The following is a 19,745-nucleotide window of genomic DNA, read 5'->3' as shown; positions in this document are numbered from 1 at the left end:
ATAATCGACACATACGTATGCAAAGAGAGGAAGGGCCATGCCCCTGCATCTGAAGACCGCGCCGACGAAGACGTTCGCGGACACCGCTCAGCAGGACGTCGCTGAGCGCGTACGGTCGATCATCGGCGACATCCGCGAGAACGGCGACGCCGCCGTGCGCCGCTACGCGGAGCAGTTCGACAAGTGGAGCCCTGAGTCCTACCGGCTGTCGGATTCCGAGATCGACCGCATCATGGGCACGCTCGACCCGCAGGTGATCACCGACATCGAGTTCGTGCAGGCGCAGGTGCGGCGGTTCGCCCGGGCGCAGCGCGATTCACTCGTCGACATCGAGGTCGAGACCCTGCCCGGCGTCTTCCTCGGGCAGAAGCACGTGCCGGTTCAGGCCGCGGGCGCCTACATCCCCGGAGGCAAGTACCCGCTCACGGCCTCAGCGCACATGACGATCATCACGGCGAAGGTCGCCGGCGTTCCGCGGGTCGTCGCGTGCACGCCGCCGATCCGCGGCGAGATCCCCGCCGCGACCGTCGCCGCCATGAAGCTGGCGGGCGCCGACGAGATCTACATCCTCGGCGGGGTGCAGGCCGTCGCGGCCATGGCGGTGGGCACCGACACCATCGAGCCCGTCAACATGATCGCGGGCCCCGGCAACGCCTACGTCGCCGAGGCGAAGCGCCAGCTGTTCGGCGAGGTCGGGATCGACCTCTTCGCCGGACCCACCGAGATCCTCATCGTCGCCGACGAGCACGCCGATCCCTTCTTCACCGCGGTCGACCTGCTCTCACAGGCCGAGCACGGACCCGACTCCCCCGCCGTGCTCATCACGACCTCGAAGGATCTCGCCGAACAGGTCATCGACTGGATCGACAGGATCCTCCCCGGCATGCCGACGCGCGACTACGCCGGTCCGGCCTGGCGCGACTGGGGTCAGGTGATCGTGGCCGACGACCTCGACGAGGCCTACCGGATCGCCGACGACTTCGCGTTCGAGCACGTGCAGATCTTCACCGAGAACCCTCGCGAGGCGCTGACGAGGATGCACGACTACGGCGCCCTCTTCCTCGGCGAGAACACCTGCGTCTCCTACGGCGACAAGGTCATCGGCACCAACCACGTGCTCCCCACGCTCGGTGCGGCCCGATACACGGGCGGCCTCTGGGTCGGCAAGTACCTGCGCACCGTGACGTACCAGGAGATCCGGAACACCGAGTCGTCGGCCGAGCTCGGCGCCGTGTGCGGCAGGGCCGCCCGCGTCGAGCTGTTCGAGGGTCATGCCCGCTCGGGCGACGCCCGCGTCTGGCGGCACACCGGCGCCGAGTTCCCGTGGATCGAGGAGAGCCAGTCGGCCGTCGGCGCGGAGTCGCGATGACCGACCTCGCCGGTCGCACGGCCGTGGTGACCGGCGGCGGCAGCGGGCTGGGGGCGGCGATCGCCCGTGCGCTGCATGCCGCCGGCGCTGAGGTCGTGGTCGTCGGGCGAGACGCGCAGAAGCTCGACGGCGTCGTGGCGGCGCTCGGCTCACGGGCTCGCGGCATCGCGTGCGACGTATCGGACACGGCATCCGTCGACGCGCTCCGCTGCCGGCTCGAAGGCACCGAGGTGTCGATCCTCGTCAACAACGCGGGCATCCCCGGTCCGGTCGCGGCGCTGACCGACATCGACGTCGACGCCTGGGACGAGGTGTTCGCGGTGAACGTGCGCGGCACGTTCCTGCTGTGCAAAGCGCTGCTGCCCGGCATGGTCGCGCGCGGCGGCGGCGACGTCATCAACGTCTCATCCGTGTCGGGCAAGCGCCCCCTCGCGCACCGCACGCCGTACTGCGCATCGAAGATGGCGGTGATCGGCCTGACGTCGACGCTGGCATTCGAGGTCGGGCCGGCCGGGGTGCGCGTCAATACGCTGTCGCCTGGGCCGGTGCAGGGGCCGCGGATGGAGCGCAACTTCCGCCTCGAGGCGGAGAGATCGGGCACGAGCGTCGACGACGCCGAGCAGGCGTTCGTCTCACGCGCGGCTCTCGGGCGCATGGTCACGGAGGAGGAGGTCGGCGCCGCGGTGATCGCCATGCTCGGGATGCCGGGCATGTGCGGCGCCGACGTCGACCTGTCGGCGGGGATGGTCGCGTGATCGAGCAGCATCGCGTGATGGCATCGTTGCGGTCGCGGGCGCGCGCCGGCGAGAAGCTCGTCGGCGCGCTGCTGCGGATGCCCTCGGAAGAGCTCGTCGAGATGCTCGCCGTCGCGGACTTCGACTTCGTGCTGATCGACTGCGAGCACGGACCGGCCGACATCGCCGCCCTCCGCCAGCACATCGCCGTCGCCGCGGCGCACGGCGTGCCGGTGATCGTGCGGGTCGGCGAGGGGGACCGCGGACAGATCCTCCGTGTGCTCGACCAGGGCGCGGAGGGCATCCTCGCCCCGCACCTCGACACGGAGGAGGATGCCGCTGCGCTCGTTGACGCCGCGATGTACCCGCCGCTCGGCGGTCGCGGGTTCGCGACGTACAGCCGTGCGGGCCGGTTCGGCCTGGTCGCTCCGGCGGACCACCTCGCGTGGTGGCTCGAGAACACGCTCGTGATGGGCATGATCGAGTCGCCCCGGGGGGTCGGGAACGCTGAGGCGATCGCGTCGGTGCCCCGGTTCGACGGCGTCATGGTCGGACCGGCCGACCTCGCGGCATCCTCGACCGCCGACGATCCCCCCGTGCTCGAGGCGATCGACGCCGTGCACTCGGCGCTCGCCCAGGCCGGCTCGCTGCGCATGGACATCGTCGGCACGCGGGATGCGGCGAGCGCGGCGTTCGCCGACGGCGCCGACCTCGTCGTCTACAACCTCACGTCGTCGCTCATGGCGCATCTGCGCGGCCTGGCGTCGCCCGCGCGCTGACGCCCGCACCCGCCCCGCGTCGAAAGCACGTCGCCGCGGGCGGAGAACTCCCTGATGGGCGGATGCTCACGGCGAGAGCGTCCGCCCATCGAGGCGTTCTCCGCCCATCGCGTCGCGGACGCGCACCTGCCCTGAAAGAGGACACCGGAATGAAGGAGCGGTTCGGGCATCCGCTCCTTCATGCGGGCAGTCCTCCTCCATTCCGGAAGGGACCGCGCGGTGCCGCCTACCGGCGAACGGATGCAGCGGGCACGGCGAACCGGTGCTGCGCACCCCACGACCGCACGAGGTCGCCGAATTCCCGCGGCCTCTGCAACGGCAGCAGGTGCCCGGCATCGAGCGACACGAGGCGCGCACCCGCGACCTGCGACGCGATCTCGGTGTGGAAGTGCGGCGGGCAGATGACGTCGTCGAGTCCCGAGACGACGAGCACCGGCATCCGCAGCTCGTCGAGGCGCGACAGCAGATCGGAGCGCGTGAGCTGCATCTCGAGCTGGGCGCGCAGCACGGCGGCACCGGTGTCGTCTCCCATGCGCAGCACGCGGGTGACGAGGTCGGGACGCTGGTGCGCGAATGCCTCCCCCAGCAAAGGGTCGAGGATGCTCTGCTGCAGCGCGCGCGGCGACAGGCCGCCGTCGAGCTGCGAGAGCCACGAACGCCATCCGTCGCGCTGCGCCTCGGTCGGCGCCTTCGCGTTGGTCGACACGAGACAGAGGCCGGCCACCCGGTGGGGTGCGGCGAGCGCGAGCGCCATGCCGACGATCCCGCCGAGCGAGTGCCCGACCAGCACGAACGTCTCGGGCAGCTCGGCGAGCAGGGCGTCCACCTGCTCGGGCATGGCGGGGTGGTCCAACAGGGGCCGGACCACCCCGCCGACCTCCGCGCCGAATCCGGCATCCGCCCACAGGTCCTGCGTGCAGTTCATGCCAGCGAGCAGCACCAGGGGCGGCATGTCAGCCCTTGACCGCGCCGTCGCTGAGCCCTGCGACGAGATACTTCTGCGCGATGAAGGCGATCACGAACACGGGGATCGTGAGCAGCATCGACGCGGCTCCCGCCTGCTGCAGCATCGGCAGGGTCTGCCCGAGCTGCGTCGCGATGAACACCGGCACCGTCTTGGACGAGGTGTCGGTCAGCACGAGCGCCGTGAGGTACTCCTGGAACGCGAACAGGAAGACGAAGATGCCGGCGGTGAGGATGCCCGGTCCCATCAGCGGGATCATGACCCGTCGCAGCATCCCGATCCTCGTGCAGCCGTCGATCATCGCGGCTTCGTCGAGCTCCCGCGGGATCTCGGCGAAGAAGTTGCGCAGCAGCCAGATCGTGAACGGCTGGTTGATCGCGACCAGCGCGATGGCCAGCGCGAACGTCGTGTCGTAGATGCCCAGCGCACGGCTGATGTCGTACATCGGCAGCACGACCGAGAAGCGCGGCAGCGCACGGAAGATCAACGCGAGCACGAGCAGCAGCGCCGAGACGTAGCTCGGGAACCGCGAGAGCGCGTACGCCGCTGGGATGCCGATGACGAGGGCGATCACGGTCGAGACCACCGCCACCACGAGCGTGTTGACCAGGTAGTCCGCGAAGTATGTGGTCTCCCACAGGTCGACGAACGCCTGCAGCGTCGGCTGGTAGTCCCAGAGCACCGGCGGATTCGCGAACGCGACGTCGGTCGGCTTGGTGACCGAGAGGGTCATCCAGATGAACGGGCTCAGCATCACCACGCAGAGGACGCCGAGGAGCAGTCCCGTGACGACCGGCGGCCGCTGCGGGCCGCGACGCCGACGCTTCGATGCGCCGCTCGTGACGATGGCCCTCGTCGAGAGCTCGGAAGTGGTGAGACTCATCGCTCTGCCTTCGCTTCCTTGAAGATCCCCTGGATGAAGGGGATCAGCATGATGAGGATCAGGACGATCGTCAGGACGTTGATCGCGCTGCCGAGCCCGAGGTTCTCGGCGCCGTCGGCGAACGCCACCGAATAGACGTAGAGCATGATCGACTCGTTGCCGATGTTCTGCGCCTGCGGCGACAGCGGGATCAGGTTGTCGAACATGCGCAGCACATCCATGATCGTGATGAGCGTCACGAAGCCGAGCACCCCGCGGATCGTCGGGATGATCACGCTCACGTGGGTCTGCACGGCGTTGGCGCCGTCGATCCTGGCGGCCTCCTTCAGCTCGTTCGGAACACCCTGGAGTCCCGCCAGGATGATCAGCATCGCGAACGGCAGCATGTGCCATACGGTGTTCGCGATGACCAGGATGCCGTTGGGCACCTGGTCGGTGAACCACAGCACCTGGGTGCCTCCGAAGAACGCGATCAGCCGGTTGACCACCCCGCCGAAGTTGTCGTCGAACAGCCACGAGAACGCCACCGCCCCGACGAGGTTCGGCAGCACGTATGAGACGAGCATGATGCCGAGCACCAGCGGCCTCGACGTCGTGATGCGGTTGATGCCTGTGGCGATGAGATAGCCCGCCACGAGCAGGATGACCGTGGTCACGACGGTCACGGTGACGGTGAAGAGGACCGCCTTGTGGAAGCGCGGATCGGTGAGAGCGTCGGTGAAGTTCTCGAGCCCGACGAAGGTCCCCGGGCTGCCGTACCGAACCTGTTCGAAGCTCCACTGCACCGTGCGCACCAGCGGGAGCACGAGGAGTGCGCCCATCACCAGCAGACTCGGGAAGAAGAGCAGCCAGAATTCGCGTGCCTTCATGTGCGTCCTTCCTGGACGGACTGTGGCCTGAACTCGCGCTCAGGCCACAGTCGTCGACCGTCGGTCAGCCGGCAATCTTCTCGCCCGCGGTCTGCATCTGCGCCAGGCCGTCGTCGACCGAGACCTGGCCGTTGAGGATCGAGACCAGGATCGGTCGGATCTCGTTGGTGATGTCGGCGATGATCGGCGACACGATCGGCGGCATGGCGCTGGCGATCGAGTCGTTGGCGGCGGCGCCGTACGGAGAGTTCTCCTCGGTCACCATGCCCTCCCTCGCCGGGTATGCGGCCGGCACGGATGCCTTCGAGGCGTCTTCGCTGACCGCGGAGGCCATCATCTGGAAGATCATGTCGTGGTCGAGCTTGGTGTTGAACGGGATGGACCAGCCGTCGATGGACAGTCGGTTGTACGAGTACTCCGCGTCGTCCGTGACCTTCGGCGCTCCGGCGAAGCCGAACGAGTCCGAGAGCTTGGAGTTCTCGGGAAGGGTCAGGTCGAACATGCGACCGGAGAACATGATCGACATGGCGGCGGTGCCGTTGAACATCTGCTGCTGCACCTTCGGCTGGTCGAAGGTCGTGACCTGCGGGTCCATGTAGGGCTTCAGCGCGAGCATGGCCTCGACGGCCTGCTTCGCCTCGGGGGTGTCCAACGTGACCTCGCCGTCAGCGGTGACGAAGTCGGCGCCGAGGGAGTTCATCGCACCCTCGAACCCGGTGGTGACGTCGGCGGTGGCGAGCCACGGCAGCGCGATCGGGTATTCCATCAGGCCCTCCGCCTTGATCGCCTCGGCCGCCGAGATCATCTCGTCGAAGGTGGTCGGCACCTCGAGCCCCAGGTCCTCGAAGATGTCGGTGCGGTACGCCATGACGAACATCTGCGCCTGCATGGGGATGGCGTAGATGTCGCCGTCATAGGACATGCCCTCCACCATCGATTCGCTGATCTCGTCGAGGCCGTAGTCGTCGGCGTACTGATCCCACAGGTCGTTCAGCGGGACCAGCTTCTCCTCCTCGCCGAACCCGGGGATGACGAATCCATAGGTCTCGATGATGTCGTACGTGCCCGAGTCGCCGGCGAGCGTCGCCGTCGTCTTGGTCACCTGCCCTCCGAAATCGATCGGATCGTGCTTCAACGTCACGTCGTCGGTCGAACAGCTCGATACCATGGTGTCGGTGAACGGGTCGATCGCCGAGGAGTTGTAGGCGAGGACGTTGACCGTGGTCTTGCCCTCCGGAGCGGTGTAGTCGCACGACACCGTTGTCGCGTTCTCGTTGTCGGTGCGGGTCCCGGCGCCGCAGCCGGCGAGGGCGACCATGCCCACGGCTGCGAGGGCGAGTACCGGCAGTGCCCGATGCTTCATGTGTCCCATGACGCTGATGGTATACGTATGCAGTCGACTTAGGGAAGCCTTTATTCGCGGATTCTTCGCCCCCTGAATACGTATAGTGCACGCATGCCCTCGTGCGCCCGGCGAGCGCCCCATCGAGAAGATGCGGGATCCGGAGGGAATCCTCGCACACACACCCGACCGCGCGTCAGCCCCGCGTCTTCCGGCCCTCGAGCACCCCCGCGAGCAGGACGGCGACGAGGGCGGCGGCCGGCGCCACGATGAGTCCCGCCCGCAGGCTCTCGTTCTCGGCGATGAAGCCGACGAAGGGCGGTGACAGCAGGAATCCGAGCCGCAGCAGCCATGAGACGACCGTGAGACCGACGCCCGCGCGGAGTCCGGGCAGCTCGTCGGCCGCGTGCATGGCCGCCGGGATGAGGGTGGCGATGCCGAATCCGACCGCCGCGAATCCCGCGATGGTGCCCGGCACGCTCGGGAAGAGCAGCGCGAGGGTCATGCCGAGCGCGGCGATGAGCCCCCCGACCCGTGCGACCGCGCGCTGACCGAAGCGGTCGGTCATCCCGTCGCCGAGCATCCGCCCGACGAACTGCGCCCCGACGAGCGCGATGAAGCCGAGCGGTGCGACCGCGGCCGCCGCACCGAGGGAGTCGGCCAGGTACAGCGTCGCCCAGGAGTTGCCGGCATCCTCGGCGACCGCCCCGGCCATGGCGATCAGTGTCAGTGCGATGATGACCATCACGGTGCGCGGGCGCACACCGCGCCGCACCGCACCGGTCATCTCGGCGGGATCGGCTGTCGCCTCCGCGTCCTCCTCCTCGTCCCGCCCCGGTAGGCAGAAGCCGAGGGCGATGAGGGCGACGAGGGCGAAGACGGCCGTCGAGATGCCGAGGTGCACGCCGCTCGGAAGCTGCAGCGCGATGGCGGCTGCGGCCATGCCCCCGCCGAGCACCGCACCGATCGACCAGATGGCGTGGAACGAGTTGATGATCGAGCGGCCGTAGCGGCGCTGCACGCGGAGACCGTGCGCGTTCTGCGCGACGTCGGTGATGGCGTCGGACGCCCCGCCGAGCAGCAGCATGGCGGCGAAGACGAATCCCGACGGCGCGAACACCGCGGCGAGGAGTCCCAGTCCGGTCGCCACGGTCCCGAACACGGCGACGCGCGCCGAGCCGAGCCGACGGATGAGCACGGCGGCGAGGAGTCCCGCCGCGATGGCGCCCGCAGGGAACGCCGCGATCGCGAGACCGTATGCGACATTGTCGAGCCCCAGGGCGGACTTGATCTCGGGGTAGCGCGGCAGGATGTTCGCGAAGAGAGCGCCGTTCGTGAGGAACAGCGCCGAGACCGCGATGCGAGCACGACGCGCGGCGCGATCGGGAGAGGTGCGTCGAATCGTTTCGGCGGAAGTCATGCGTACGATCGTACACGTAACGCGACCGCCTGCGGATCGGCGGTCAGAGGCAGCGCGACGCGGTCACCGCTGCCGGCATCGGAGGCCGTTCGCGCCGGTCGGCCGCGCTTACGCCGGCTGCGCTTCCACCCCGGCATCCGAGCGCGATGCGGACGCAGCCGGACCAGACGCGGATGCTGCCGCCCCCGCATCCGGACGAGATGCCGATGCCGCGGCGACGGCTGCCTTCGCCTCGTCGAGAGAGGGGAAGCGTCCGACGAAGTCCGATTGCGGGCCGAAGGCGGTGAAGCCCTCGGCGAGTGTGCCGGTGACGGACCCCAGGAACTGGCGGCGGTCGTTGCCCACGTGGAAGCCGGGCTCCACCTCGACCCAGAGACCGCGCGACCTGGCCGCGCCTCTCGCTCTCGCTCCCGCGGCGGCTTTCGCGGCCGCCCTGATTCGTGCTGACACGGTCAGGCGCTCAGGGCGTGCAGGCGCCGCGCCTTCGAGGGAGCGGTCGCGAACTCGTCGCGGGTCAGGTCGAGGCCGCGTGCGGAGTTCGCGGCGTTCATCATGCTGACGAGCACGGTGCGGTCGAGGGCCGCCTCCTCGTTCTCGGTCATGAAGCGCATCGGGATCGACGCGTGGATCCAGAGCGTCTCGGACGCGCCCGACGCCGCGCGGACCGTCAGCGGGAACGACTCGTTGCGCCGCAGCTTGGTGACGACGACCGTGCGCAGATGATCCATCAGCTCGTCGTCGATCTCGAAGCGGGTTCCGGTGTTGCCGTAGGTCAGATAGCCCATCATCTCTCCTCGTCTCACGTGTTTCGCTTGAGAGAAAGATTACTAGGCTACCTAGCTATCTCGCAACGTGAGGGTCACGGAAGGTCGTCGATCTCCTCGGTGAGACGGCGGAGGAATCGCGAGATCGCCTCGCTCTGCTCGGGGGTGAACTCTTCGGAGAGCGCGTCGATCCGCTGGGTGAGCTCGTCGGCCGGGGAGGTCAGATCGCGCAGCGACGGGCGCAGCACCTTGGACCGGGCGTCGCGGGGGTGCGGAGCGATCACGATCTGGCCGCGATCCTGCAGCCGTCGCAGCATGCTCGTGACGGCCGCCGTGCTGACATTCAGATGCGTCGCCAGGTCGCCGGGCGTGACCGGCGACTCCTTCGGGGCGTCGAGGATGAAGCGCATCGCCTCGCGATCGGTGTCGTTCGGAGCGCGGACAGCCGCCAGACGACGCGCGAGTTGCGCCTCGGCGCGCCGCAATGCGTCGACGAGCTGGACGAGATGCGTCGTCGTGTCGGTTCTGATAGCCATATGTCACCCCCTGACGCCAACCATTCTACTCGATCACCACGTAAGCAGGCTGGCTAGCGAATGCCAATGCGACCAGCCCCTCCCTGCGGATGAGAGGATGGGAGCCTGGCAGGGGAGAGGATCCTATGGTCGAGCCGTTCACCTTCGAGGAGGCGGGGTACATCCTGTACGCCGACATGCTCGATCGACTGCGTACGCAGTTCCCGTCCGTCCCCTCATGGAGGCTCGATCAGATCGTGTCCGCCGAGCACGACGCGATCACGGGTGGCGTGCTGCGCATCGTGCCCGCCGAGGTCGAGGCCGGCGCCGTCGAGATGCTGAACCGCGAGGTGCAGGGGGATCTCGAGGAAGACGGGGAGGTGGCGTGATGAGCTCTTCCGAGGAGTACGGCCGCTCCGGCTACTGGTACCCGGAGGCCGACACGGCCAGCACCGTCGACGTGCTCAACCTGCTGCGTCGCTACCGTTCGGCTGAGACTGCGATGCGCGCGCGCACCCGCGCCTCCATGGGCATGAACGAGACCGACCTCGTCGCCCTGCGCTTCCTGCTGCGCGAGCAGCGGGCCGGGCGCATCGTGCGGCCGATCGACATCGCGCGCATGCTCGACATCTCCACCGCCTCCACCACCACGCTCATCGACCGGCTCGAGAAGGGCGGCCACGCCCGCCGCGAGCCGCACCCGACCGATCGCCGTGCCGGCGTCGTGGTCCCCACCGTCAGCAGCGACGACGAGGTCCGGGCGACGCTCGGAGCGATGCACCGGCGGATGCTGGCGCTCGTCGACGAGATGAGCGACAAGGAGCGCGCGGTCGTCACGCGCTTCCTCGCAGGCATGACCTCGGCGATCGAAGAGGCCTCGGATCTCGATCAGGAGCTGCGCGACGTCATCCGCTCGCACGAAGAGGCGGAGTCCTCGGGCGAGTAGCCTCCAGGCCTCGCAGTCCCGACAGGGCGGACACCGTTCCGCCCGCCCTGACCGGGCTCAGCTCTGCTCGAGCTCGCCCTTCGTGGTCGTCTCGGCGTCGGTCTCCGTCTCGGTCTCGACGCGCTCGGGGAAGAGCTCGTCGAGGTCGAGGTCGGGGTTCTCGTCCTGCGTCTCGACGAGCTCGACCGCCTCCTCGACGGTCTGCACGCTCGGCATGGCTCCGGGCAGCGGTCGCCGTGCCGACTCCTTGAGCACGACCACGGCGATGAATCCGGCGATCGACGTGCCGATCACGTAGAACGCCGGCGCCAGCGACGATCCGGTCAGCTGCACGAGCGCCTCCATCACCACCGGCGCCGTGCCGGCGAACAGGGCGACGGCGAGGTTGTAGGAGATGCCCATGCCTCCGTACCGGGAGGACGTCGGGAAGAGCGCGGGCAGCGACGACGCGAGGTTCGCGACGTAGAAGGTGACGGGGAAGGCGAGGAGCACCAGGCCGAGGACCGTGGACCAGATCTCGCCGTGCATCATGAACAGGAACGCGGGCACCGCGAACACGATCGCGGAGACCGACCCGATGAACAGCACCGTGCGGCGGCCGATGCGATCGGAGAGCCGTCCGGTGAGCGGGACGCAGAGCGCCATCGCGACGAGCACCGGCAGCGTCAGGAGAGTGCCGTGCACCTCGTCGTAGCCGAGGGTGCCCGTCAGGTAGGTGGGCATGTACGAGGTGAGCGCGTAGCCGACCGTGTTCGCGGCGGCCACGAGGACGAAGGCCGTGAGCAGCTCGCGCCAGTACGCGCGGATCAGTGCGATCACGCCCTTCGGCGCATCCGCAGCCGCCTGTGCCTCGTCGGCCGCCCGCTCGGCGGCATCCTGCGCCTCCTGGAAGGCCGGGGTGTCCTCGATCTTGAGGCGGAAGTAGATCGCGACGAGCCCGAGCGGAAGGGCGACGAGGAACGGGACGCGCCAGAAGAAGCCCTGCATCGCGTCGGCCGAGAGCGTCAGCTGGAGGATCGACACGAAGGCCGCTCCGATCGCGAAGCCCATGTACGAGCCCAGGTCGAGCAGTGAGGCGTAGAACCCGCGCCGCCGATCGGGCGCGTACTCGGTGATGAACGTCGTCGCGCCGGCGTATTCGCCGCCGGTCGAGAAGCCCTGTGCGAGCTTGAGCACGATGAGGAGGATCGGCGCCCAGACGCCGATCACGGAGTAGTCCGGCAGCACGCCGATGAGGAAGGTGGCCGCGGCCATCATGATCAGCGTGAAGGCGAGGATCCGCTGGCGACCCATCCGGTCGCCGAGCTGACCGAGCACGATGCCGCCCAGAGGCCGTGCGACGAACGTGACGGCGAACACGCCGAGCGAGAACAGCGACTGCGCGCCGGCCGACGCGTCCGGCAGGAAGGCGCGGCCGATGATGACGGCGAGGTAGCCGTAGACGCCGATGTCGTACCACTCCATGAGGTTGCCGACCACGGTTCCGGCGACGGCACGGCGGAGCATCGGGCGGTCGACGACGGTGACGTCCTCGACCGTGAGGCGCCGCGGCTCGTCCTCCACGCGGCCGAAGGGGAGGCCGAGACGGCGTCCGAGGCGTCGCCAGAGGGAGTCGGTCTTCACGGGATCGGACATGATGCTGTTCTCTTCTCTCTCCTGCCGCGGCCGCCGGGAGCGGTCCGGACAGACGTCGGGGAGGCGGCCGATGCCGCCTCCCCGCATGGTGCCACCGGTCTCAGTTGAGCGCGTCCTTGACGTTCTCGCTCGCCTTCTTGACATCGGCCTTGGCCTGGTCGGCCTTGCCCTCGGCCTCGAGCCGCTCGTTGTCGGTGACCTTGCCGACGGTCTCCTTCGCCTTGCCGGCGATGTCCTGGGCGGCGTTCTTGATCTTGTCGTCGAGTCCCATGGGGATCCTTTCTCTTCGGTGGTCTCCGGATCTCGGAGATACGTGCAGTGCGAGCTCAGAGCGGTATCGCGAGCGCGGCGGCCACGAGGGGCATCGTGGCGGCGGCGACGAGGGCGACGAGGCCGACAGTCCCGGCGGCCCGCCAGAGCGGCGGGCGGGCGGGGGTCAGGGGCGCGCGACCCATCCCGGTCGCGCGCCCCACAGCCTCGCTTGCGGGGAGCGGTGCGAGGCTGACCGCATCCGACAGCGTGGGCGGCGCGGGTCGTCGTTCTCGGTCGACACGGCTGGGGGAATCCGCTGCTTCGGACATCTGATCACCTTCCTCGGCACAAAGGTTACTAGATGAACTAGTCATATACCAGCCTAGGTAAAAGTCCGTGCCTCGGCCTACCCTCGACTCATGACGGAGCTCACTCAGCCCACCGGTCTCGAAGACGCTCTCCGCGCCGTCCCGAGGGAGGACGGAACCCCGCCGCGCGCTCTCGTCCTCGGCGCCACCGGCTACATCGGCGGACGCCTCACGCCCCGCCTGCTGAACGGCGGATACCGCGTGCGCGTGCTCGCCCGCGACGCCGCTCGCGCGGCATCCTTCCCCTGGGGACCCGACTGCGAGATCGTGGAAGGCTCGGCAGACGATGCGGATGCGGTCGCCGAAGCCTTCCGCGACGTCGACGTCGTCTACTACCTCATCCACTCGATGACCGCGGGCAGGGGATTCGAGGAGAGCGACGAGCGCGCGGCGCAGACCGTGGCGGATGCCGCCGTGGCGGCGCGTGCGCATCGGATCGTCTACCTCGGCGGCCTGCACCCCGACGACGTGAAGCTGTCCCCGCACCTGCGCTCCCGCGTGCACGTGGGCGAGATCTTCCTCCGATCGGGCGTCCCCACACTGGTGCTGCAGGCCGGGGTCGTGATCGGATCGGGGTCGGCGTCGTTCGAGATGATCCGCCACCTCACCGACGTGCTTCCCTACATGCCGGCGCCGAAGTGGGTGCGCAACCGCATCCAGCCGATCGCCGTGCGCGACGTGCTGCATTACCTGCTCGGAGCCGCGCGGCTCGATGGCGACGTGAATCGCGCGGTCGACATCGGCGGACCCGATGTGCTGCGCTACGGGCAGATGATGAACGGCTACGCGGTCGAGGCGGGACTCCCCCAGCGGGCGATCGCCGCCCTGCCGGTGCTGACGCCCGGACTGGCCTCGCACTGGGTCAACCTGGTGACGCCGGTCCCCCGATCGATCGCCCGGCCGCTCGTGGCGTCGCTCCAGAACGAGTGCATCGTCAAGGACCATGCCGTGGACGATCTGATCCCGCGCCCCGAGGGCGGACTCACGCCGTACCGTCGCGCGGTGGCGCTCGCGCTCGGACGGGTCGACGCCGACACGATCGAGACGAGCTGGCAGGACTCCGAGGTGTCGGGCGCCCCCAGCGATCCGCTGCCGAGCGATCCTGACTGGGCGGGACGCACGGTGTTCACCGACGCGCGCACTCTGCGGTCGAAGGCATCGGTCGACGAACTCTGGCGCATCATCATCGGCATCGGCGGGTCGAACGGATGGTACTCGTCACCGTTCCTCTGGGCCGTGCGCGGCTGGATGGACCGCCTCGTCGGGGGCGTCGGTCTGCGGCGCGGTCGGCGCAGCAAGGCGGCGGCGCGGGTCGGCGACGCGATCGACTTCTGGCGCGTGGAGGCCGTGGAAGAGCCGGGGCGCGCGGGGGATGCGTCGTCGGCGACCGGTGGACTGCTGAGACTGCGGGCGGAGATGAAGGTGCCGGGCGAGGCGTGGCTCGAGCTGCGCGCCGTGCCGGACGGAGAGGGAGCCCGCTACGAGCAGCGCGCCGTGTTCTTCCCGCGCGGGCTCGCGGGGCGCCTGTACTGGCTGGCCGTGCTGCCGTTTCACGGCTTCATCTTCGCGGGCATGGCCGCTCGGATCACCGCGGCGGCGGAGGTCCCGGCGGCGGTGCCGGTCGAGCCGGAGTCCGCCTCGGCCTGAGCACGGACCGGGTCGGGCTGGACCGGGTCGGGATGGATGGAAAACGCCTCTCCGCGGCATCTCCCAGCGGCGTTTTCCATCCATCCGCACTGGGGACCCCGGCTGTGGGGTCGAAAACGCAGGTGCGCCGCGTGCGGGGTCGATTCCACACCCCGAACGGCCCGCACAGATGCGGTTCTGACCCCGCGCGACGGCATCGCACGGCGCGGGAGGCGCGGGTCAGTCGACGGGGCGGTCGTCCTTGCGCGGGGTCGAGCCGTGGACGGCGTCGGATGCTTCGGCGGTCTGCTCCGCGAGTCCGGCGGGGTCCGCACCGGCATCCGCACCCGCACCGGCGTCGGCACCGGCATCCGCGTCAGCTCCCGCATCCGGGATGATGTCGATCGCCTCGGTCGCCGTCGCGTAGACCTCGGCGAGGCTGTCGTCGACGTCGGCCTCGTCGATCCAGGCGAGGTCGTCTTCGGAGTGGTCGTACTCCACGGGCACGAGCGCGAAGTCGTCGCCGTACTCCTCGAGTCCCGCCATGACGCTGTGCCGCACGGCCATGCGCGCGTAACGCTCGCGCAGGATCATCGGGTCGCGCCGCAGATCCTTCATGAACGCGATCATCATGAACGCCATGATGACCGCGAAGGGCAGCGCCGCGATGATGGTGACGTTCTGCAGCGAGCGCAGGCCGCTCCCCTCCTCGCCCGAGACGAGAAGCACGGCGGCGATGATGCCGACCAGCGATCCCCACACGACGGACACCCAGCGCGACGGCTCCGGCCGTCCCTGCTGCGAGAGGGTCCCCATCACGAGGGATGCCGAGTCGGCGCCCGTGATGAAGAAGATGGCGATGAGCAGGATCAGGAGGATGCTCGTGATGAGCGGGAAGGGGAGGTTCTCGAGCACTCCGAAGAGCACCTCCTCGGGCGGGTCGACCGTGAGGCCGGCGCCGTCCATCTGCTGCTGGATCGCCGTGGTGCCGAAGATCGCGAACCAGACGAGCGAGATCGCCGCGGGCACGACGATGACCACCGACACGAACTGGCGAAGCGTGCGGCCTCGCGAGATCTTGGCGATGAACATGCCGACGAACGGGGACCAGGAGATCCACCACGCCCAGTAGAAGATCGTCCAGCTCGACAGGAACGCCTGCGCCTCGTCGCCCTGCGACGCCGACCGAGCGATCATCGTGGGCAGGTCGCCGAGGAACTGCACCGCGACCGACGGGATGACGTTGAGGATCAGCAGCGTCGGACCGACGAAGAACACGAAGAACGCGAGCACCAGCGCCATGACCGCGTTGATGTTCGAGAGCGCGCGGATGCCCTTGCTCACTCCCGAGACGGCGGATGCGATGAAGCACGCGGTGAGCACGGCGATCGCCGCGATGAGGACGCCGTTGCCGAGCTCGCCGATGCCGGCGACGATCTCGACGCCGTGGCCGATCTGCAGGGCGCCGAGGCCGAGAGAGGCGGCGGTGCCGAACAGCGTGACGATGATCGAGAAGACGTCGATCGTGCGGCCGAGCGGTCCGGTGGTGCGGCCCTCGCCCAGCAGCGGCGCGAAGATCGACGAGATCAGCGGGGTGCGGCCGCGGCGGAACGCGCCGTACGCGATCGCGCCGCCGACCAGGGCGTAGAACGCCCACGCCTGCGGGCCCCAGTGGTACAGCACCTGGGCCTGCGCGGTGTGCATCGCCTCGAGGGTGTTCGCCTCGACCGTGCCCGGCGGCGGGCTCTCGAAGAACGTGAGCGGCTCGGCGGCGCCCCAGAAGACCAGGCCGATGCCCATGCCGGCGGCGAAGAGCATCGAGATCCACGAGAACATCGAGAACTCGGGCTCCTCGTCGTCGCGGCCGAGCGGGATGCGCCCGTACCGGCTGAAGCCGACGAACAGCATGAAGACGAGGATGACGGTGGCGATCGTGGTGAAGAAGAATCCGAAGTACTCGACGACCCAGTCGAGCACGGTCCGTGTCGTGCCGGCGAGGTTGTCGCCCGCGAACACGCCCCACGCGATGAACGCGATCGTGAGCGAGGCGGCGACACCGAACACGAGGGGGTCGGTGCGGTAGGTGCGTCCGGTCTCCTCGACCGAGACCCCGGGGACGAGAGCCGGATGCACACTGCGCGGCGGGACCTTCGTGATGTCGCGGACGATCCTGCCCGCCTGCTTCCCCGCCTGACGCAGTGTCTCGGTGGTCGTCTTATGCGTGTCAGTGCGTGGGGTGGGCTTCTCGTCGCGAGTGTCCATGACAACCGATTCTCCCATGCCGGCATTCTGGGGTCGGGATGGACCACTCCGCCTCGTCGGGTTCGTTAAGGAACATAGAAGCACCCCAAATGTTCCTGAATCGGCAGTAGAGTTACATAGTGGACCTCCAAATGTTCCAGAACTCGACTATGGGATCGCTCGTCCCCATCGACGGGCACGACCCCCACCTGGGAGCGTGGGATCACAAGGCCTTCGTTCCGGTCCCCCTGAGCGATGAAATGCCTGATCTCACGCCGGCCACCTTCCTGGCGGTATCGGACGCTCGAGCAGCACTCGCGGCACTGGACAGCACCTCTCGACAGCTGCCCAATCCTCAACTGCTCCGTCTGCCCACACTTCGACGAGAGGCGCAGAGCACCTCGGCGCTCGAAGGAACGTACGCGCCTCTCGCTGCCGTCCTCACAGCGGATGAGAACAACGCCCCCACGGCGGAGCTCGTCGAGGTCTTGAACTACGTGCGAATGGCCAATATCGGCTTCGACAAGGTCGCGCGCGGACAGACCATCTCCGTCTCGATGCTCAGCGAGTTGCAGGGCATTCTGATGCGAGGCACTCCGCTGCACTCCGTGTCGGGACGAGTGAGGGACAATCAGGTCGTCATCGGCAGACGTCCCGACGCAGACAGCCTCGGCTTCCCGGCGCACGCTGCGCGTTTCATCCCGTCCCCTCCGGGTCTGCAGCTCGAAGCCAATCTCCGCGACCTCACCGATTGGATGCAGCAGCCTCACGGCGCGCTGATCGATCCGGTGGTCGCGGCTGCGATGTCTCACTACCAATTCGAGACCCTCCACCCCTTCAGGGATGGCAATGGACGACTCGGGCGATTCTTGATCGTGCTGCATCTTCAGTTGGGCGGCGTCCTGGAGGAGCCGACGCTGACAGTGTCTCCGTGGTTCGAGTCGCGACGACACGAGTACTACGACGTGCTCTTCGGGGTGAGTGCCGACGGAGATTGGGATCGATTCGTGCGATTCTTCGCTCGCGGACTGCAGGCAGCCGCGGATCAGACTCGTCGGCAGATGGTGGCTCTCGTCGGTGTGCAGGCAGAGCTCAAGGAGGTCGTGAGGTCCTCCAACCTCCGCGCAGACTCCGCACACGCCCTCGTGGATCTTGCCGTTGCCAACCCCTCCTTCACTGTCCGGAAGGTCGAGTCCGAACTGAACCTCTCGTATACAAGGGCGAACAAGCTGGTGGGGCAGCTCGTCGACCTGGGCGTTCTTCATCAGGTCCCCGGAGACACCTACGATCGGCGATTCTTTGCCCCTCGCGTGCTGCTGACACTCACCGAGGACAACTGACCGACATCAGCGACGGGCGAACACCGAGTGCAGCAGCGGCAGCACCGAGACGCACAGCAGCGTGATGCCGAGGGGCGGCAGCGTCGGGACGAGCAGCGCACCGCCGACGAGCATCGCCGCGAACAGCACTCCTGAGCCGATGCGCCGGGCGATGCCCTCGAGCCGGTCGAGGCGACGCTCCAGGCGCGACGTGTCGAACGTGACGTTCCCGTCGTCGACGCGGGTGATGATCGCGTCGATGCGCTTCGGCAGCCGATACGTGACGGCTGCGGTCTCCATGGCGTCGTTCGCCATGTCGCGCATGAGCCCCGCCGACTCGTCGCGCAGCAGTCGCCCGGCGTACGGCTCGGCGGCATCCCAGACGTTGAACGACGGATCCAGGCTGCTGCACATGCCCGACGTGAGCGACACCGCGCGGATCAGCAGCAGCATGTTCTCGGGCAGCTGCAGGGGCAGGGAGCGCACCATGTCGCCGAACTCGTCGGCGAAGTCGGTGAACTCGCGAGGGTCGACCTTCGCGAGCTCGGCGAACCCCATGCCGCCGAAGCGCGAGAACAGCGTCGACAGCGCGCGCTCGAGCTCGGCGGTGTCGGCCGACGGCAGCAGGACGCCGATCTCCTGCGCCGCGCGCACGAGTCCGCGGCTGTCGCGACCTGTGACGGCGATCAGCAGCATCCGGAGGCCGTCGCGGAGGTTGTCCGGGACCTCGGCCATCATGCCGAAGTCGATGAACGTGAGCCGGAAGTTCCGCGAGCCGGGGGCGGATGCCGTGAGCGGCGTCACGAAGATGTTGCCCGGGTGCGGGTCGGCGTGCACGAAGCTGTGGGTGAAGACCTGGTCGAACATGACCTCGGCGAACACGTCGGCGACCTCGGCCGGATCGATGCCGGCGGCGCGCAGAGCATCCGTGTCGTTGATCTTGATCGCGGTGACGTCCGACAGGGTCAGCACGCGGCGGGTCGACCGCTCCCACACGATCTCCGGGGTGCCGATGCGGGGGTCGTCGGCGAAGTTCTCGCGGAAGCGCTCGGCGCTCGACGCCTCGTGCAGGTAGTCGATCTCCTCGAAGCTCGTCTGGGCGAACTCCTCCACGAGGGCCGGCGCGTCGACGCGGTCGGCCACCAGGCGCACCCGCATCGCCCAGCGCGCGACCCGGCGGAGGGCGGCGAGGTCGACGGCGACGATCTCGTCGATGCCCGGTCGCTGCACCTTGACGATGACGTTCGCGAGACCGGTGTCGACGGCATCCTGCGCGGAGAGGCGGGCGCGATGCGCCTGACCGAGGGATGCCGCGGCGACCGGCGTCTCGTCGAACCACGCGAAGGCCTCGGCGAACGGGTGCCCGAGCTCGGCCTCGGCCACCACGCGGATGTCCGCGTAGGGCACCGCGGGGACTTCGTCCTGCAGCCCCTCGAGCTCCTTCGTGATCTCCGGCGGCAGGACGTCGAGGCGCGAGGACATGAACTGCCCGACCTTGATCATGAGTCCGCCGAGGTCGACGGCGAGAACATGGAAGCGCCGCGCGAACCGCTGCATCCGTGGTCCGCGCGTGCGCTCCGAGATCGAGGACATGCCGAAGCGCGGTAGCACGAGCTCGAACCACCAGATCTTCAGGAACTCGCGTGCCGCGAACGACAGGATGCGGCGGTAGCGGGCGCGATGGGCGCCCTGCGCCGCGGCATCCGTCATCGATTCTCC

20 protein-coding genes are annotated in these 19,745 nt (G+C 68.6%); 7 read left to right on the top strand and 13 right to left on the bottom strand.

The window, feature by feature from the left end; genetic code table 11:
• Positions 1-37 precede the first annotated feature (37 nt).
• The 3 genes from hisD to A4X16_RS16585 are packed head-to-tail and all read left to right on the top strand — an operon-like array spanning position 38 to position 2,882.
• Positions 38-1,369, top strand: coding sequence for a histidinol dehydrogenase (gene hisD, locus A4X16_RS16595; RefSeq protein ID WP_067122859.1), 1,332 nt, complete (start codon positions 38-40; stop codon positions 1,367-1,369).
• A complete protein-coding gene (locus A4X16_RS16590) occupies positions 1,366-2,124 on the top strand; it encodes an SDR family NAD(P)-dependent oxidoreductase (protein ID WP_067122855.1) in 759 nt (252 codons plus the stop codon). Before hisD ends, A4X16_RS16590 begins: the two co-directional genes overlap by 4 nt.
• A 17-nt stretch (positions 2,125-2,141) precedes the next feature.
• A complete protein-coding gene (locus A4X16_RS16585; protein ID WP_067122965.1) occupies positions 2,142-2,882 on the top strand; it encodes an HpcH/HpaI aldolase family protein in 741 nt (246 codons plus the stop codon).
• A 226-nt stretch (positions 2,883-3,108) separates the two neighbouring features.
• Here A4X16_RS16585 and A4X16_RS16580 read toward each other — a convergent pair whose 3' ends face one another.
• From A4X16_RS16580 to A4X16_RS16545, 8 genes are all read right to left on the bottom strand, one after another.
• The gene (locus A4X16_RS16580; protein ID WP_067122852.1) at positions 3,109-3,834 is read right to left on the bottom strand and encodes an alpha/beta fold hydrolase; all 726 of its coding nucleotides are present in this window, start codon (positions 3,832-3,834) and stop codon (positions 3,109-3,111) included.
• 1 nt (position 3,835) lies between these two features.
• Positions 3,836-4,729, bottom strand: a complete 894-nt coding sequence (locus tag A4X16_RS16575) for a carbohydrate ABC transporter permease (protein ID WP_082914533.1) — start codon at positions 4,727-4,729, stop codon at positions 3,836-3,838.
• Positions 4,726-5,598: a carbohydrate ABC transporter permease gene (locus tag A4X16_RS16570; protein ID WP_067122849.1), complete on the bottom strand. Its 873-nt coding sequence runs from the start codon at positions 5,596-5,598 to the stop codon at positions 4,726-4,728. Before A4X16_RS16570 ends, A4X16_RS16575 begins: the two co-directional genes overlap by 4 nt.
• A gap of 64 nt (positions 5,599-5,662) precedes the next feature.
• A complete protein-coding gene (locus tag A4X16_RS16565) occupies positions 5,663-6,970 on the bottom strand; it encodes an ABC transporter substrate-binding protein (RefSeq protein ID WP_067122846.1) in 1,308 nt (435 codons plus the stop codon).
• Between the two features lie 166 nt (positions 6,971-7,136).
• The gene (locus tag A4X16_RS16560) at positions 7,137-8,360 is read right to left on the bottom strand and encodes an MFS transporter (protein WP_067122843.1); all 1,224 of its coding nucleotides are present in this window, start codon (positions 8,358-8,360) and stop codon (positions 7,137-7,139) included.
• 108 nt (positions 8,361-8,468) lie between these two features.
• Positions 8,469-8,810 (bottom strand): hypothetical protein, encoded by a 342-nt coding sequence (locus A4X16_RS16555; protein WP_157560275.1) that lies wholly within the window; start codon positions 8,808-8,810, stop codon positions 8,469-8,471.
• A gap of 2 nt (positions 8,811-8,812) precedes the next feature.
• Positions 8,813-9,145, bottom strand: coding sequence for a DUF7882 family protein (locus A4X16_RS16550; RefSeq protein ID WP_067122959.1), 333 nt, complete (start codon positions 9,143-9,145; stop codon positions 8,813-8,815).
• Between the two features lie 74 nt (positions 9,146-9,219).
• Positions 9,220-9,660 carry a MarR family winged helix-turn-helix transcriptional regulator gene (locus A4X16_RS16545; RefSeq protein ID WP_067122837.1) on the bottom strand — a complete coding sequence of 147 codons (441 nt, stop codon included), beginning with the start codon at positions 9,658-9,660 and terminating at the stop codon, positions 9,220-9,222.
• Between the two features lie 125 nt (positions 9,661-9,785).
• Between A4X16_RS16545 and A4X16_RS16540 the strand changes: the two genes are divergently transcribed.
• Positions 9,786-10,028, top strand: coding sequence for a hypothetical protein (locus A4X16_RS16540; protein WP_067122834.1), 243 nt, complete (start codon positions 9,786-9,788; stop codon positions 10,026-10,028).
• On the top strand, positions 10,028-10,585 hold the full coding sequence (locus A4X16_RS16535) for a MarR family winged helix-turn-helix transcriptional regulator (RefSeq protein ID WP_067122831.1): 558 nt from the start codon (positions 10,028-10,030) through the stop codon (positions 10,583-10,585). The genes A4X16_RS16540 and A4X16_RS16535 overlap by 1 nt, the downstream gene beginning before the upstream one ends.
• Positions 10,586-10,642: 57 nt before the next feature.
• Here A4X16_RS16535 and A4X16_RS16530 read toward each other — a convergent pair whose 3' ends face one another.
• The 3 genes from A4X16_RS16530 to A4X16_RS17955 form a co-directional block, all read right to left on the bottom strand.
• Positions 10,643-12,220, bottom strand: coding sequence for an MFS transporter (locus A4X16_RS16530; RefSeq protein ID WP_082914531.1), 1,578 nt, complete (start codon positions 12,218-12,220; stop codon positions 10,643-10,645).
• 100 nt (positions 12,221-12,320) lie between these two features.
• On the bottom strand, positions 12,321-12,491 hold the full coding sequence (locus tag A4X16_RS16525; protein WP_067122828.1) for a CsbD family protein: 171 nt from the start codon (positions 12,489-12,491) through the stop codon (positions 12,321-12,323).
• A 55-nt stretch (positions 12,492-12,546) separates the two neighbouring features.
• Positions 12,547-12,801, bottom strand: a complete 255-nt coding sequence (locus A4X16_RS17955) for a hypothetical protein (protein ID WP_157560273.1) — start codon at positions 12,799-12,801, stop codon at positions 12,547-12,549.
• 90 nt (positions 12,802-12,891) lie between these two features.
• Between A4X16_RS17955 and A4X16_RS16520 the strand changes: the two genes are divergently transcribed.
• Complete coding sequence (locus tag A4X16_RS16520; RefSeq protein WP_067122825.1) at positions 12,892-14,487, top strand: SDR family oxidoreductase; 1,596 nt, start codon at positions 12,892-12,894, stop codon at positions 14,485-14,487.
• A 219-nt stretch (positions 14,488-14,706) separates the two neighbouring features.
• On the opposite strand, the gene A4X16_RS16515 is transcribed toward A4X16_RS16520, so the two are convergent.
• Positions 14,707-16,728, bottom strand: a complete 2,022-nt coding sequence (locus A4X16_RS16515; RefSeq protein WP_231880411.1) for a BCCT family transporter — start codon at positions 16,726-16,728, stop codon at positions 14,707-14,709.
• Positions 16,729-16,877: 149 nt separating this feature from the next.
• Between A4X16_RS16515 and A4X16_RS16510 the strand changes: the two genes are divergently transcribed.
• A complete protein-coding gene (locus A4X16_RS16510; RefSeq protein WP_067122953.1) occupies positions 16,878-18,047 on the top strand; it encodes a Fic family protein in 1,170 nt (389 codons plus the stop codon).
• Between the two features lie 6 nt (positions 18,048-18,053).
• On the opposite strand, the gene A4X16_RS16505 is transcribed toward A4X16_RS16510, so the two are convergent.
• Positions 18,054-19,736: an ABC1 kinase family protein gene (locus A4X16_RS16505; protein ID WP_067122823.1), complete on the bottom strand. Its 1,683-nt coding sequence runs from the start codon at positions 19,734-19,736 to the stop codon at positions 18,054-18,056.
• Positions 19,737-19,745 lie beyond the last annotated feature (9 nt).

Source organism: Microbacterium sp. H83, from assembly GCF_001650405.1.
Classification (GTDB): domain Bacteria; phylum Actinomycetota; class Actinomycetes; order Actinomycetales; family Microbacteriaceae; genus Microbacterium.
The sequence above is the reverse complement of the archived record's forward strand: the minus strand, read 5'-3'. Positions and strand labels throughout refer to the sequence as shown.

What these genes read in the sequence shown, in the direction of transcription:
- A4X16_RS16585 (WP_067122965.1), top strand. Translation starts at nt 2,142, where the DNA reads ATGGCATCGTTGCGGTCGCGGGCGCGCGCCGGCGAGAAGCTCGTCGGC.
- A4X16_RS16565 (WP_067122846.1), bottom strand. Translation starts at nt 6,970, where the DNA reads ATGGGACACATGAAGCATCGGGCACTGCCGGTACTCGCCCTCGCAGCC.
- A4X16_RS16575 (WP_082914533.1), bottom strand. Translation starts at nt 4,729, where the DNA reads ATGAGTCTCACCACTTCCGAGCTCTCGACGAGGGCCATCGTCACGAGC.
- A4X16_RS16560 (WP_067122843.1), bottom strand. Translation starts at nt 8,360, where the DNA reads ATGACTTCCGCCGAAACGATTCGACGCACCTCTCCCGATCGCGCCGCG.
- A4X16_RS16580 (WP_067122852.1), bottom strand. Translation starts at nt 3,834, where the DNA reads ATGCCGCCCCTGGTGCTGCTCGCTGGCATGAACTGCACGCAGGACCTG.
- A4X16_RS16540 (WP_067122834.1), top strand. Translation starts at nt 9,786, where the DNA reads ATGGTCGAGCCGTTCACCTTCGAGGAGGCGGGGTACATCCTGTACGCC.
- A4X16_RS16535 (WP_067122831.1), top strand. Translation starts at nt 10,028, where the DNA reads ATGAGCTCTTCCGAGGAGTACGGCCGCTCCGGCTACTGGTACCCGGAG.
- A4X16_RS16505 (WP_067122823.1), bottom strand. Translation starts at nt 19,736, where the DNA reads ATGACGGATGCCGCGGCGCAGGGCGCCCATCGCGCCCGCTACCGCCGC.
- A4X16_RS16590 (WP_067122855.1), top strand. Translation starts at nt 1,366, where the DNA reads ATGACCGACCTCGCCGGTCGCACGGCCGTGGTGACCGGCGGCGGCAGC.
- A4X16_RS17955 (WP_157560273.1), bottom strand. Translation starts at nt 12,801, where the DNA reads ATGTCCGAAGCAGCGGATTCCCCCAGCCGTGTCGACCGAGAACGACGA.
- A4X16_RS16525 (WP_067122828.1), bottom strand. Translation starts at nt 12,491, where the DNA reads ATGGGACTCGACGACAAGATCAAGAACGCCGCCCAGGACATCGCCGGC.
- hisD (WP_067122859.1), top strand. Translation starts at nt 38, where the DNA reads ATGCCCCTGCATCTGAAGACCGCGCCGACGAAGACGTTCGCGGACACC.
- A4X16_RS16520 (WP_067122825.1), top strand. Translation starts at nt 12,892, where the DNA reads ATGACGGAGCTCACTCAGCCCACCGGTCTCGAAGACGCTCTCCGCGCC.
- A4X16_RS16515 (WP_231880411.1), bottom strand. Translation starts at nt 16,728, where the DNA reads ATGGACACTCGCGACGAGAAGCCCACCCCACGCACTGACACGCATAAG.
- A4X16_RS16530 (WP_082914531.1), bottom strand. Translation starts at nt 12,220, where the DNA reads ATGTCCGATCCCGTGAAGACCGACTCCCTCTGGCGACGCCTCGGACGC.
- A4X16_RS16550 (WP_067122959.1), bottom strand. Translation starts at nt 9,145, where the DNA reads ATGGGCTATCTGACCTACGGCAACACCGGAACCCGCTTCGAGATCGAC.
- A4X16_RS16545 (WP_067122837.1), bottom strand. Translation starts at nt 9,660, where the DNA reads ATGGCTATCAGAACCGACACGACGACGCATCTCGTCCAGCTCGTCGAC.
- A4X16_RS16570 (WP_067122849.1), bottom strand. Translation starts at nt 5,598, where the DNA reads ATGAAGGCACGCGAATTCTGGCTGCTCTTCTTCCCGAGTCTGCTGGTG.
- A4X16_RS16510 (WP_067122953.1), top strand. Translation starts at nt 16,878, where the DNA reads ATGGGATCGCTCGTCCCCATCGACGGGCACGACCCCCACCTGGGAGCG.